The sequence below is a fragment of the Streptosporangium sp. NPDC002607 genome, assembly GCF_053592655.1.
Genome location: NZ_JBSFWD010000016.1, coordinates 1 through 13,024, shown reverse-complemented (window position 1 = coordinate 13,024; position 13,024 = coordinate 1). Strand labels below are relative to the sequence as shown.

The 13,024-nt window shown below is 69.4% G+C and carries 12 protein-coding genes and 1 pseudogene; 8 read left to right on the top strand and 5 right to left on the bottom strand.

Going from position 1 to position 13,024, the window contains the following annotated elements:
- The first annotated feature begins 13 nt into the window (after positions 1 to 13).
- On the top strand, positions 14 to 1,576 hold the full coding sequence (locus ACWD3H_RS19530; protein ID WP_451955957.1) for a glycosyltransferase family 39 protein: 1,563 nt from the start codon (positions 14 to 16) through the stop codon (positions 1,574 to 1,576).
- A 52-nt stretch (positions 1,577 to 1,628) separates the two neighbouring features.
- Here ACWD3H_RS19530 and ACWD3H_RS19525 read toward each other — a convergent pair whose 3' ends face one another.
- The 5 genes from ACWD3H_RS19525 to ACWD3H_RS19505 all read right to left on the bottom strand — a co-directional run bounded on the left by ACWD3H_RS19525 (position 1,629) and on the right by ACWD3H_RS19505 (position 6,559).
- On the bottom strand, positions 1,629 to 2,621 hold the full coding sequence (locus ACWD3H_RS19525; RefSeq protein WP_355555830.1) for a Gfo/Idh/MocA family protein: 993 nt from the start codon (positions 2,619 to 2,621) through the stop codon (positions 1,629 to 1,631).
- 67 nt (positions 2,622 to 2,688) lie between these two features.
- Positions 2,689 to 3,312 carry a dTDP-4-dehydrorhamnose 3,5-epimerase family protein gene (locus tag ACWD3H_RS19520; RefSeq protein ID WP_355555832.1) on the bottom strand — a complete coding sequence of 208 codons (624 nt, stop codon included), beginning with the start codon at positions 3,310 to 3,312 and terminating at the stop codon, positions 2,689 to 2,691.
- A 95-nt stretch (positions 3,313 to 3,407) separates the two neighbouring features.
- Entirely contained in the window at positions 3,408 to 4,817 is a 1,410-nt protein-coding gene (locus ACWD3H_RS19515) for an NDP-hexose 2,3-dehydratase family protein (protein WP_355555834.1), read from the bottom strand.
- 34 nt (positions 4,818 to 4,851) lie between these two features.
- Positions 4,852 to 5,961, bottom strand: a complete 1,110-nt coding sequence (locus ACWD3H_RS19510; protein ID WP_350961424.1) for a DegT/DnrJ/EryC1/StrS family aminotransferase — start codon at positions 5,959 to 5,961, stop codon at positions 4,852 to 4,854.
- A 67-nt stretch (positions 5,962 to 6,028) separates the two neighbouring features.
- Complete coding sequence (locus tag ACWD3H_RS19505; RefSeq protein WP_451955956.1) at positions 6,029 to 6,559, bottom strand: GNAT family N-acetyltransferase; 531 nt, start codon at positions 6,557 to 6,559, stop codon at positions 6,029 to 6,031.
- Positions 6,560 to 6,969: 410 nt separating this feature from the next.
- On the opposite strand from ACWD3H_RS19505, the gene ACWD3H_RS19500 reads away from it, so the two are divergent.
- The 7 genes and pseudogenes from ACWD3H_RS19500 to ACWD3H_RS19470 all read left to right on the top strand — a co-directional run.
- Positions 6,970 to 7,302: a hypothetical protein gene (locus ACWD3H_RS19500; protein ID WP_355555839.1), complete on the top strand. Its 333-nt coding sequence runs from the start codon at positions 6,970 to 6,972 to the stop codon at positions 7,300 to 7,302.
- A gap of 189 nt (positions 7,303 to 7,491) precedes the next feature.
- Positions 7,492 to 8,022 (top strand): PH domain-containing protein, encoded by a 531-nt coding sequence (locus ACWD3H_RS19495; RefSeq protein WP_451955955.1) that lies wholly within the window; start codon positions 7,492 to 7,494, stop codon positions 8,020 to 8,022.
- Positions 8,019 to 9,686: a PH domain-containing protein gene (locus ACWD3H_RS19490; RefSeq protein WP_451955954.1), complete on the top strand. Its 1,668-nt coding sequence runs from the start codon at positions 8,019 to 8,021 to the stop codon at positions 9,684 to 9,686. Before ACWD3H_RS19495 ends, ACWD3H_RS19490 begins: the two co-directional genes overlap by 4 nt.
- Positions 9,687 to 9,719: 33 nt before the next feature.
- Positions 9,720 to 10,706 (top strand): aldo/keto reductase, encoded by a 987-nt coding sequence (locus tag ACWD3H_RS19485; RefSeq protein ID WP_355555845.1) that lies wholly within the window; start codon positions 9,720 to 9,722, stop codon positions 10,704 to 10,706.
- Between the two features lie 23 nt (positions 10,707 to 10,729).
- Entirely contained in the window at positions 10,730 to 11,302 is a 573-nt protein-coding gene (locus ACWD3H_RS19480; RefSeq protein ID WP_451955953.1) for a GNAT family N-acetyltransferase, read from the top strand.
- A 66-nt stretch (positions 11,303 to 11,368) separates the two neighbouring features.
- Positions 11,369 to 12,364, top strand: coding sequence for an NAD-dependent epimerase/dehydratase family protein (locus ACWD3H_RS19475; RefSeq protein WP_451955952.1), 996 nt, complete (start codon positions 11,369 to 11,371; stop codon positions 12,362 to 12,364).
- 28 nt (positions 12,365 to 12,392) lie between these two features.
- Positions 12,393 to 13,024: pseudogene (locus tag ACWD3H_RS19470) on the top strand (glycosyl transferase); the annotation flags it as partial.

Below are 13,024 nucleotides of genomic sequence, written 5' to 3'. Positions count from 1 at the left end.
GAAGGAACCAGCATTGGCCATCATCACGCTTGAGCCGTTGGCCCGGCCCCGCCGGGAGTACCACCCGCTCGCGTGGAAACCGCTGTCGCTGATCGTCGCGGCCGTCGTCGTGCCGGTGGCGCTGCTCATCGACGGCTACGGCTACAACATCGACGAGCTCTACTTCATCGCGGCCGGCCGGCAGCCGGCCTGGGGATACGCCGACCAGCCGCCGCTCGTGCCGCTGCTGGCCGCGCTGACCGACGCCCTGTTCCCCGGTTCGCTGCTCGCGCTCCGGCTGCTGGACCTGCTCGTGGTCGCGGCCGGTGTCGTGGTCACCGCGCAGATCGCGCGGGAGATGGGCGTCCGGGGGCGGGCGCAGGTCATGGCGGCCGCCGCCTACGCGATCGCGTTCCTCGGCCAGGCGGGCAGGCTCGACACCGAGACCTTCGACGTCGTGCTGTGGATGACGGCCGGCCTGCTGGTGGTCCGCTGGGTCCGGCTGCGCGGCGAGGGCAGGACCGGCCGGAGCGCCGACCTGCCGCTGCTGTGGGCCGGCGTCGTCACGGCCGTGGCGTTGCAGGTCAAGTTCCTCATCCCGGTCTTCTGGGCGGCTCTGGCGGTGAGCGTGCTCGCGGTCGGCCCGCGCGACCTGCTGCGGCGGCCGGCGCTGTGGGCGGGGGCCGCGATCGCGGTGGTCGCCACGGCGCCCGGGCTGGTCTGGCAGACCGTCCACGGATGGCCGCAGCTCCAGGTGGCCGCCGCGCTGACCGGAGAGAACGAGATGCTCTGGGGCGGCCGGCCGATGTTCCTGCCGCTGCTGCTGGTCACCGGCATCCCGGTCGGGACGGTGCTGTTCTGCTACGGCCTGTGGGCGCTGCTGCGCTGCCCCGACCTGCGTGACCACCGCTTTCTCGGGTGGACCGTGCTCGGCGTGATCGCCGTCCTGCTCGCGGCCGGCGGCCGCTTCACCTACGTCGGCGGGGTGTTCCCCCTCGCCTTCGCGGCGGCGGCGGTACGGATGGAGCGGCACCGGCCGGCCCGCTGGTGGCGCTGGACCGTCAGCCGGCCGGTCTTCGTGCTGGCGGCGCTGCTGCCGCTGGTGCAGCTGCCGATCACCCCGGCCGCGGAGCTCAGGCAGCCGACCACCCCGCAGGAACGGTCGGACATGCTGGAGGCCTTCCTCCAGCTCGGCTGGCCCGAGCTCGCGAACTCGGTCACCCGGGCCTACAACGCGCTGCCACCGGCCACCCGGGACCGGACCACGGTCCTCACCCGGTACTTCTGGCAGGCGGGCGCCCTGGAGGTGCTGGGCACCAGGCAGGGGCTGCCGCACCCGTACAGCGGGCACCGCGGGTACGGCTACCTGGCGACCCCGCCGGAGGAGCCGGGCCCGGTCCTCTACGTCGGCGGGATGGACGACGAGCTGCGGTCGATGTTCTCCGGCGTCCGGCAGGTGGGCACCGTCGAGGGCAGGATCGGCCTCGGGATCGGCACTCCGATCTGGTTCTGCGAGGGCCGTACCGCGGCCTGGTCGCGGATCGGGCCGCTGTTGAAGCGGGAGGACGCCGCCCGGCGGGCCAGACCGGGCTCCTGAAGGACCACATGCGTGAGGGCGGGCCACCGGCCCGCCCTCACGCGCATACCCGTCAGACCTCGAAGTGCAGCGCCACCTGCCGGATCCGCTCGATCAGGGCCGCCTGCTGCAGGCTTCCCTCCTGCTGCGGCCGGACGTCGCCACCGTGCAGCACCGAGCGCACGAAGGCGCCGATCACGTTCGCGAACTGGTGGTCGGCCGGCAGGATCAGTTCCTCGCGATGGTCCTGGCGCTCGACGCGCAGCACCGGCAGGTGCGTCTCCGGCGGGGTGAACACCCGGTCCAGCAGGATCCGGCCGGTGCTGCCCGAGAGCTGGTAGTCGTTCCGGTAGGAGTGCTCCATGCCGAAGGTGAGCTGCGCGGGGACGCCCTGCGGCGTGCAGAGCAGGACGCTCCCGGACATCACCACGTCCTGCTTCTGGTCGTGCCGGAAGACGGCGCCGATGACCTGAAGATCTCCGCCGAGGAAGTGCACCGCCGCGCGGACCGGGTAGCCGCCGAAATCCAGGAAGGCGCCGCCGCCGACGTCACGCTGGTAGCGGATGTCGCCCTCTGGTTTGGGGGGGATGGTGAAGGCGGCGGCGAAGCCGCGCAGCTCGCCGATCGCGCCGTCGGCGACCAGCTTGCGTACCGCGGCGTGCTGGGAGTGGTGCAGGAACATGTAGTTCTCCAGCAGCACCAGCCCGCGCGAGCGGGCCAGCGCGAGGAGCCTGCTCGTCTCCGCCTGGTTGTCGGTCATCGGCTTCTCGACCAGGACGTGCTTGCCGGATTCGAGCGTCCGCTCGATCCACTCCGCGTGCAACAGCGCCGGCAGCGGGATGTAGACGGCGTCGACATCCGGACGGTCCAGCATCGACTCGTACCCCTTGAGCGGGACGCCGCCGAACCGGTCGGTGAACGCGGTCGCCTTCCGCAGGTCACGGCTGGCGACCGCGGTGACCTGCACGTCCGCGTCGGCCACCATCGCGGGAAGGGTCCGCCGCCAGGCGATGTCCGCGCATCCCATGACTCCCATGCGAAGCCGGTCGGTGCTGACACTGATCATTGGTGCGACTCCACTCGGCATAGGACGGACAGAAGGCGATCGCGCGAACCCACCGCGGCATCCCGGTTCAGCGCTGCGGACCGGCCTTCAGCGCCGCGTAGTGCGCCAGGCAATCCTCGTAGGTGGGGAGCAGCCCCTTGGCCGCCGCCTCAGCCAGGGTGGGCGCGCCCGCGTCCTTGTCCGACATGATCGGCGGCTCGGTGAGATCCCACGGGATACCGATCTCAGGGTCCCGTGGATCGATCTCGAGCATCGTGCCCGGTTCGTACGCCTCCGAGCACAGGTAGTTCATGCAGGCGTCGTCGGTCAGCGCCAGGAAGGCGTGCCCGAGACCGTCGGCGAGATAGACCGCGATGCCGGACTTCTCGTCCTGCAGCGTCGTCTCGTACTTCCCATACGTCGGCGAGCCCACCCTCAGGTCCACCACGACGTCCAGCACCGCGCCGCGCACGCAGGTGACCAGTTTGGCCTGACCCGGCGGGAGCGCGGTGCCGTGGATGCCGCGCAGCGTGTTGCGGCGGCTCGACGAGTAGTTGGCCTGGCCGACGGTGAAGGGGTAGCCGATCGCATCGGAGATCACCTCGGAGCGGAACGCCTCGTAGAAGTATCCGCGCCGGTCGTCGTACTTGGTCGGCGTCAACCGGTAGGCGTCCGGCACCGACAGCTCGGTCACCATCATCGAGTCGAACATCCGCCACCACACTCCTGAGTGAGAACGTCACGGCCGGCGATCGGCTCGCCGGCCTTCCGATAGCTACGCGGCCCGGCCCGCACGGTAGCCCACGATCAGTACAGGCTGTGCATGCAGGTGAGCAGGCTGCGGGCCTCGATGTTGAGGTAGTGGCCGTGCCGCAGCAGGTCTGTGAGCTGGCGGACGGTCATCCAGCGGAAGTTCGCCGGCAGGTCGAGGGAGAAGTCCTCACCGACCTCGGCGATCTGGTAGCGGGTCAGGGCCTGGTAGAAGCGCCCACCCTCCTCGGAGAGCACCGCGTCGTAGCGCATGGTCGCGTTGGCCAGGGCGTCACGCAGCAGGAGGTCCTCGATCTCCGTGACCCCCGCCCCCGGCAGCAGCTGCACGGTCGGCGCCATCTCCACCATGTCCATCAGGCCGAACTCCGGCCTGGCCTGGACCAGCAGGTGCAGCACCCCGTCGATGGGGCGCGCGACGAACATCGCGCGCCCCTCCCCGCGGGGGAACAGCAGCGGCTGGGTCCACCGCTTGACCTCCCTGGTCCCGGCCTCCACCTCGGCCGCGATGATCCGGAAGTGCCGGCCCTCGCCGTCGGTGATCTCGTCGTCGGTCCGCTCCCAGCCGCCGACCTTCGCCAGCGGCACCAGGCGGGCCGTCCAGTCGCACCGGGTCTTCGTCTCGGTGAACCAGCTCAGCACCTCGCCGACGCCGGCGTCGTCCGGCCGGTACCGGTAGGAGCGGATGAGCGCGTCCCTGAACGGGTCTCCGGTCGACGCGTCCTCCTCGTCCGGCAGCTCGACCGGCAGGCAGGACAGGACCGTGCGGGCGTCCATGTTGACCAGGTTGTCGACCTGGATGAGCTCGCGGATCTGGGCCAGGGTGAGCCAGCGGTAGTCCTCGTGCACCGGCACGTCGCCGGTCATGAGCACCACCATGTTGCGGTTGCGCTTGCGCCAGAACCAGGCCCCCTGCTCCGACTGCAGGACGTCCACCAGCACCTGGCCTCGGGCCGGTCCGACGAAGCACTCCAGGTACCTGGTGCCGGCGCCGCGGTGCACCTGGGTGTAGTTGCTCCGGGTCGCCTGGACGGTCGGTGACAGTTGCAGCGTGTTGATGTTGCCCGGTTCCATCTTCGCCTGCATCAGGCAGTGCAGGACGCCGTCGAACTCCTTCACCACGATGCCGAGAATCCCGATCTCCGGCTGGTTGATGATCGGCTGCGACCACGTCTCCCGGCCGCCGTCGCGGACCTGCAGACCCTCGATGGTGAAGAAGCGCCCGCTGGCGTGCGCCAGGTTGCCGGTGTCCGGCTCGAAGTTCCAGTCGTCCAGCCGGGAGAAGGGGATCCGCTCCACCATGAAGCGACCGCTGCGGTGCCGGTCGGCCCACCAGTCGTGGAACTCCTCGGTGGACATGAGCGCCCCGTCGTCGGCCGCCGAGATCCGGCGCGTCGGCGCGCCGGCCGCCTCCCCGGTCTGCGCGCGCGAAGCCGCGAGTCGCGTCATGATGGGTCCCTTCCCGTCCTCGGTGCGGTTTTCTTCAGACCTTCGCCAGGACGTCGCGGAGCGTGTCGATGACCCGTTCCTGGTCGATGTCGGAGAGCGAGGCGTACATGGGCAGGGAGAAGATCTCGTCGGCCACCGTCTCGGTGACCGGCAGGGAGCCCTTCCGGTAGCCGAGGTGCGCGAAGCCCGACTGGGTGTGCACCGGCCACGGGTAGCTGATGTTCAACACGATGCCGTGCGCCTTGAGCGCCTCAAGGATCCTGTCCCGCTTCGGGTGACGCACCACGTGGACGTAGTACACGTGGTCGTTGCCGGGAGCGGTCTTCGGGGTCACCAGGTCGGTGCCGGCGAAGGCCTCCGCGTAGCGGGCCGCGATCACCCGCCGCCTGGCGATGTAGTCGTCGAGCCGGGTCAGCTTGCGGCGCAGGATCTCGGCCTGCACCTCGTCCAGCCGGCTGTTGTATCCGGGCGTGGAGACGACGTAGTACTGGCTCTCCATCCCGTAGTAGCGCAGGCGGCGCAGGTTCGCGTCCACCTCCGCGTCCCGGGTCATGGTGGCGCCGCCGTCGCCGTAGGCGCCCAGCACCTTGGTGGGGTAGAAGGAGAACGCCGCGACCTGCCCCATCGAGCCGGCGATCCGGCCGTGGTGGCGGGCGCCGTGCGCCTGCGCGCAGTCCTCCAGGATCGGCAGGTTGTGCTCGGCGGCGATCGCCTCCAGCGGCGCCATGTCGACGCACTGCCCGTACAGGTGGACCGCCACGATGCATCGCGTGCGGTCGGTGACGAGGGCGGCCACCTGCTCGACGTTCATCAGGTAGGTGTCGGGGTCGATGTCGGCGAACACCGGCGTCGCGCCGACCGCGTCGATCGCGACGACCGTCGGGGCGGCCGTGTTCGAGACGGTGATCACCTCGTCACCGGCGCCGACGCCGAGGGCGCGCAGGCCGAGCACGATCGCGTTGGTGCCGTTGTCGACGCCCACACAGTGCGGGACGCCGTGGTAGGCGGCGAACTCCTCCTCGAACGCCTGTACGCTCGGCCCGAGCACCAGCCGTCCCGAACGGAACACCGTGTCGACCGCGTCGAGGATGTCGTCACGTTCCTTCTCGTACTCCGGCAAATAACCCCACACGAAAAGGGTCATCGGGGCACGTCACCTCCAATGCGCGAGGGCCCGCCCAGCAACTGGCCGCGGGCTCGGACGACGGGTTTCAGACGATGTGCTTGAGCAGGTCCACTCCGTGCACGTCCCAGGCCTCGCGGTAGATCGCGAAGACGTGGACGTCCAGGACCTGGCCGTGGAAGTACGTGTGCCTGGGCAGGACCGCCTCCGCCTCGACCATCAGCGCGTGCGGCTCGGCGAACCCCAGGCTCTCGATGCCGGGATCGGTGGCGTGGAAGTAGACCTTGCGCGTGCGCCACATCGCGAAGGCGAAGTTGACCGTGAGCGCGGCCGCGTCCGTCCGGATCTCGTCCGGCTGGCCGGCCAGGTGGACGTCGGCCTTGAGGTGGCCCGCCGGGGCGAGTTCGGACAGCGTGCTGAACCCGACGACCTCCTCGGTGTCCTTGCGGTGCACCAGGAAACAGGCGGACAACCCCTGGCCGAAGGTGTCGACGAACCTGTCGATCACCGGCAGACCGCTGTGCCCCAGTCGGAACAGGATGTCGTAGACCTTGGCGGCGTCCTTGACGCCCGCGGGCCGCAGCTCGATCTGCCTGGACTCGGTGTAAGGAAACAACATTTCTTGGTCATCCTCGTTTCGGAGCCGAGCTCCGGCGACATGAAATGGCATTCACGCGCCAATGGCACAGATTCTTCGGGAAACGCGCACGGATCATCGCCTGTCCCGCCGGCGGGACAGGTGGACACACACCGAATCAGTACATCGGCCGGAAATCCTTCGGGTGTTCACCAGATCTATCACATCGGCACGATCACCGGCACCCCGCCGGTTATTTCAGGTAGCCGGACAAGAACGGTGATCGGGGTCAACGCTATTGCCCCCACCATGAGGCCGTGACTACTGTCGTCGGCGTTTAGGCGTCCGCCGACAAAGCCTCGTTTAGGAGCGGGTCCGCGAAAGCACTTCCAAGTTTTGTCGATTCGGACCTCGCGTGGACATCGCCGCGACCGCACGAAAGGACGAAAGATATGTCAGACAATGACCTGGCCACCGATGTCGACCTCACCCTGGTCGACGATGTGGAGCGCATGGTCCGGGGTATCGCCGAAATGATCTGCGCCGAGCAGCCCGATGTGCCGCAGCCGGAGTCGCTGCACGACCTCGACTCGTTCTCGATGGTCCAGATCCTGCTGGAGCTGGAGAACACCACACAGCTCAAACTGCTGGAGCGGTTCGAGGGCTTCCAGGGCGAGACGTTCCGCGACCTCGCGGAGTTCATCGTCAAGTTCACCGTGGAGGACGATCAGGAGAAGCAGCAGGGAGCCACGGAGGCACCCCGGGAGCAGGCGTCGCCGGTTTAGCCGCCGGCCCGTGCGCTGTCCCGCCAGCGAGACAGCGCAGTGGCGGCAGTACCGGAATCCCGGGTGTCGGCCGACCAAACAATGCGCCTGGGAAAACGGGCGCAGAATAATCCGTGGAATGCCACTGGGGCCACTTTTACCGGCAGGCCGTTCATTGCGCCCGGAGTACCATTGACCCAGGATGATGATATGCCCGACACATTGCACGTGATCTCTCCCGAACCGGCCCGGGAACCACTCAGGTTGCACCCCCCGAGGCATCGGATCGAGCGGCGGTCGATCCTTATGTGGACGCTCAACGCGCTGATCTGGGGAATATTAGTCGTCGGCGCTCTCAGTGTGCTGTACGCGCTGGTTCCGGATACCCGGCCGTGGCTGGGCCCGGTGATCTGGATTTTCTCGGCGATTTACGCGGTGAACGTGGCGGTCATGCCGACCTGGCGTTATCTGGTGCACCGCTGGGAGATCAACGACCAGGCCGTCTACGCGCTCAACGGCTGGATCACCCGTGAGTGGCGGATCACCCCCATCTCGCGCATCCAGTCCGTGGAGACCAGAAGGGGTCCGCTGCAGAACGTGCTGGGCCTGGCCACGCTCAAGGTGACCACCGCCTCCAGGGAGGGCGGGATCACCATCGACGGGCTGGACGCGGAGGTGGCCGAGGAGTGCTCGCGCCGGCTCACCGAGATCACCCAGGCCACTCCGGGAGATGCCACGTGAGCACCACCCGGTCGGCGGACGAACCGCTCCGGACGGACCCGCCGCCACCGCCCGCCGATCCGCCACCACCCGCTGACTCACCGCCGCCCGCCGCCCCGTCGCCGCCGGCCACGAAGGCGGCGGCCGAGGCCGTCGAGGTGGTCGACGAGGTGGTCGACGACGGGGTGGGCTGGCAACGGCTGAGCAGCCGGGTGGCGTGGGTCGACGGGCTGAGATTCGTGCTCAGCCTGATCCCCAGCTTTCTCACCATGTTCGTCTTCGACCGGGGATTCGACGCCTGGCCGGTCCTCATCATCACCGTGGTCGGCACCACGGTCAGCATCCTGAACCTGCGGCGCTGGCTGACCACCAGGTACCGGCTGACCACCGACCGGGTCGAGATCCGCCGAGGGGTGCTGGTCCGCAAGTACCGCTCCGTCCCCAGGGACCGGATCCGCACGGTGGACACCACCGCGAAGTTCCGGCACCGGATCACCGGGCTCCGCGTGCTGCACATCGCCTCCGGCGAGGCACGCACCTCTTTCAAACTCGACGCCATCCCCAAGAAGGCGGCCGAGGAGCTCCGCGACGAGCTGCTGCGCGATCGAGGGAGCGCGGATCCCCGCGAGGACGTGACTCCCGAGAACGACCGCCCGGCGCCCCAGGAGACCGTCATCGCGCGGCTCAGCTGGTCCTGGATCCCGTACAACGTGATCAGTATCTGGTCCTTCCTGGCCGCGGGGCTGTTCCTGTTGAGTGCCAGCCTGACGCTGCAGATGTTCGACGTCGACCTCTGGGAGATCATCGGTAACCTGGCCGGCTGGGCGGACCTCGGCCTGGGCTGGTCGATCGCCGTCGGGGCCACGGGCTGCTTCGTCGTGGGCACCGTCGGCCTGACGATCACCTTCTTCAAGGAGAAGTGGAACTTCGAGCTGGTCCGCACCACGACCGATGACGGCGGCACGGCGCTGCTCACCCGGCAGGGGCTGTTCGGGACCCGCGAGGTATACCGCGACGACAGGCGCCTGCGCGGGGTTCACATCAGCGAACCGCTGCTCTCCCGATGGATGGGACTGGCCGAGACAGAGGTCATCTCGACCGGGCTGCGGTGGATCCCCGGGAGCGACGCGTCCAGCAGCATCCTGCCGCGCGCGCACATCGGCGAGGCGCGCCGGGTGGCGATCCTGGTCCTCGGAGACGAGCACCGGCCGCTGGAGGCGGCACTCCGCGCCCACCCGCGCGCCGCGCTGTACCGCCGGCTGATCTGGGCCGTCTACATGCCGGGGATCGTCGCCGGCCTGCTGGCCTGGCTGGGGGCGACCGGCGCCGCCCCCGGCCGGATCTGGCTGGTCCTCGTCGCGCTGATGCCGCTGACCTGCCTTTTGGCGTTCGTGGCGTACCGGTCACTGGGGCACACGCTGGCCGGGCCGTACCTGGTGATGCGATCCGGGGTGGTGCGGCGCAACACGGTCGTGCTGCAGTGCCGGGGAGTGATCGGCTGGACGTTCAGCCAGTCGCTTCTGCAGCGCGCGCTGGGGCTGATGACCATCCGGGTGTCGACCGCGGCCGGGGCTCGCTCGTACGAGATACCGGACGTCGCCGCGGACCAGGCCGTGACGTTCGCGCACGGCGGGACCCCGGAACTGGTGTCCGAATTCCTGGTCAACGACAACCCGTCCAGCTGACCCGCTCACCTACCTGGTGGACAGGAGGTAGAAATGCGCCAGACCAACCTCACGGATGACTTTTCCGTGAGCGCGATCGGCCTCGGCTGTAGCTCGATGTCACACGGCTACGGACCGGCCGACCGGGATGACGAGGAGTCCGTCCGGGTCATCCACCGGGCCATCGACTACGGCATCGACATCTTCGACACCGCGGACGTCTACGGGCCGTACACCAACGAACAACTGCTCGGGCGCGCGCTCGGATCGCACCGGGACGACGTGACGATCGCCACCAAGTGCGGCCTGGTGGTCGGGCCGGACGGCAAGTTCCGTCGCAACGGCCGGCCCGAGTACCTGCGGACCGCCTGTGAGGGATCGCTCCGCCGGCTCGGGACCGACTCCATCGGGTTGTACCAGCTGCACCGGGTCGACCCGGCCGTCCCGCTCGTCGAGACCTGGGGAGCGCTGGGCGAGCTGGTCACCGAGGGCAAGGTCCGGGCGCTCGGCATCTCCCATGCCACCTGCGAGGAGCTGGAGTTGGTCCACTCGGTGTTCCCGATCACCGCGGTCCAGTACGAGCTGTCGGTATGGTCCACGGGCACCCTCGACGACGTCCTGCCGTGGAGTCAGAAGAACGGCGTGGGGTTCCTCGCCTTTGCTCCGCTGGGCCGCGGGTACCTGTCCGGCCACGTCGACCACACCGCCCTGGGCGCGGACGACTCCCGCAGCCGGGATCCGCGCTTCAGCCCCGACGCGATGAGCGTCAACCAGGCGATCGTCGAGGGCCTGCGCTCGATAGGCGCCCGGCACGAAGTCACCTCGGCGCAGGTGGCGATCGCCTGGACGATGGCCCAGGGCGGCAACGTCGTCCCCATCCCGGGAACGAGGCGACGGCACTGGCTCGGGGACAACGCGGCCGCGGTCGATCTGCTCCTCACCCCCGAGGATCTGCGCGACATCCACAACCTCCCGTCGGCGGTGGGCGAGATGAGCTGGGACCAGTTCCGTTCCACCGGCTCGCCGACGCATCGGAGCTGACCCAGATGACAGGACCCAAAAAGTTGATCTTTCCGCATACGGCGTCACGCCGCGTCGTGCTCCATCCCGCGAGCGGTACCGACCAGGCCGGCTTCGCCCAGGTATTCGTACGTACCGGGGTGGAGAGCGTCCGCCCGGCGGTACGGCCGGCCCGGGGAACGATGCGCGCCCACGCCGCGTTCCACGTCTCCACAACCGCCACCAACGAGCGTCTGGGCTTCGCCGGCCTGCACGCGCTGGACCCGGCCGGGCATGTCAGGTGCGCCGTCTACCTGGACCCCCAGCGGGCCCGGCTGGGCGTGGGATCCGAGGCCATCCTGCTGATGATCAACTATGCCTTCGCCACACTGAACATCGACCGGGTGATCGGGCAGACCACCGAGGCCAGCTTCACCTCCTTCGGGATCACCGGGGGCGACAGGGAGATCGGCGCTCTGCACGATCACATGTACTTCCGCGGACGCCTGTGGGACCTGCACAACTTCGAGATCGAGCGTCCGAACTGGGAGGAGTACATCGACCGGAACGCCACCGGCGTGCTTCCCCCGCCGCTGAGCTGGCGGGCCGCGCCGCCCCGGCCCCTTGAGGTGTCCTGACGGCCCGCTGGACGTCGCGCCGTCCCCGTCGCGGCTCATCCGCTCCGGCAACGTGAAGGAGAACACATGGCAACCACGGCCGCGAAACCGCTGATCACCGTACTCGGCGCCTCGGGCCTGCTGGGCACGGCCGTCGCCCGCGAGCTGGCGGCCAGGCCGGTCCGGCTCCGGCTGGTCGGGCGCCGCCCCACCTCCGTTCCGTCCGAACCGCGCGCCGATGTCGAGGTGCGCATCGCCGACCTGACCCACGGCGGCGCCCTCGCCTCCGCGGTCGACGGCGCCGACGCGGTGATTCACCTGGTCGCGCACATGGGCAACGCGAGCACGTGGCGGGCCGCCGCGGTCGACCCCACCGCGGAACGGGTCAACCTGGGCCTGGTCCACGATCTCATCGACGCGGTCCGGACGCGGCGCCCGGCGCGGCCGCCGGTGGTGCTGTTCGCCGGATCGGTGTCGCAGGGAGGGCGTTCCTCGTCGGCCCGGTTCGACGGCAGCGAACCGGACGAGCCGCTGACCGCCTACGACCAGCACAAGCTGGACGCCGAGCGCGCGATCAGGGCGGCCGACGCCGAGGGGCTGATCCGGGGGAGCACGTTGCGACTGGCGACCCTCTACAGCCGGGGTACGGATCCGATCGCACTGGACCGGGGCGTGGTCTCGGTCATGATGCGCCGGGCGTTCACCGAGCAGCCACTGACGATGTGGAACGGCGGCGCCCCCAAGCGCGACCTGCTCTGTGTCGACGACGCGGCCACCGCGTTCGTCGCCGCGCTGGACCAGGCCGACGTGGTCTCCGGCCGGCACTGGCTGATCGGCACGGGCCAGGCGACCAGTGTCGCCGACCTGTTCACGATGATCGCGAAGGTCGTCGCCACTCAGTCGGGGCGGCCTCCGGTCCCGGTCGTCCCGGTCCCGCCGGCGGAGCACTCCATGCCCACGGACACGATGGATTTCGTCGCCGATCCGGCCATGTTCCAGAGGGCCACCGGCTGGGCACCCCGCGTGTCACTGCTGGACGGGCTGGAGGGCGCGGCAGCCGCCATCGCCCACGAGCCCACCTGACCGTCGCAACCCGAGGAGGGAAAGTTCGGTGCGAGTCCTGTTCGCCGTGAACCGAGAGAAGAGCATTTTCCAGTACCTCGTGCCGCTGGCCTGGGCGCTGCGCACGGCGGGCCACGAGGTGCGCGTGGCCGGCCAGCCCTCCTTCGCCAAGGTGATCACCCAGGCCGGGCTGACGGCCGTGCCGCTGGGCGACGACCGCGACCCGTGGCGGATCACGGAGAACAGGCAGGACAGGCTGGATGCCCTCCGCGCCGGCATCATGGCACCGTACGACGCCTTCGACGACCCCGCGAAGGCCACCTTGGAGTACCTCAAGCCGGGGATGCTCAAGGCGACACAGGGGTGGCACCGGGTGAGCAACTTCCCGATCATCAAGGAACTGGTGGACTTCGCCCGGCACTGGCAGCCCGACCTGGTCGTCTGGGCACCGCTGACCTTCGCCGGGGCGATCGCCGCCAAGGCCTGCGGGGCGGCGCATACCCGGCTGCTGTTCGGCATCGACGTCTACGGCGGCGTCCACCGGCTCTACCGGCGGCTCAACGAGCGGCAGCCGCCCGAGGACCGCGCCGACCCGCTCGCCGACTGGCTGGCCGGCTACGGCCGCAAGTACGGCTTCGACTTCACCGAGGACATGCTCACCGGGAACTTCACCGTCGACCA

Coding starts and splice junctions, on each gene's coding strand:
- ACWD3H_RS19525 (WP_355555830.1), bottom strand. CDS start 2,621: ATGATCAGTGTCAGCACCGACCGGCTTCGCATGGGAGTCATGGGATGC.
- ACWD3H_RS19520 (WP_355555832.1), bottom strand. CDS start 3,312: ATGTTCGACTCGATGATGGTGACCGAGCTGTCGGTGCCGGACGCCTAC.
- ACWD3H_RS19515 (WP_355555834.1), bottom strand. CDS start 4,817: ATGACGCGACTCGCGGCTTCGCGCGCGCAGACCGGGGAGGCGGCCGGC.
- ACWD3H_RS19510 (WP_350961424.1), bottom strand. CDS start 5,961: ATGACCCTTTTCGTGTGGGGTTATTTGCCGGAGTACGAGAAGGAACGT.
- ACWD3H_RS19505 (WP_451955956.1), bottom strand. CDS start 6,559: ATGTTGTTTCCTTACACCGAGTCCAGGCAGATCGAGCTGCGGCCCGCG.
- ACWD3H_RS19500 (WP_355555839.1), top strand. CDS start 6,970: ATGTCAGACAATGACCTGGCCACCGATGTCGACCTCACCCTGGTCGAC.
- ACWD3H_RS19495 (WP_451955955.1), top strand. CDS start 7,492: ATGCCCGACACATTGCACGTGATCTCTCCCGAACCGGCCCGGGAACCA.
- ACWD3H_RS19485 (WP_355555845.1), top strand. CDS start 9,720: ATGCGCCAGACCAACCTCACGGATGACTTTTCCGTGAGCGCGATCGGC.
- ACWD3H_RS19475 (WP_451955952.1), top strand. CDS start 11,369: ATGGCAACCACGGCCGCGAAACCGCTGATCACCGTACTCGGCGCCTCG.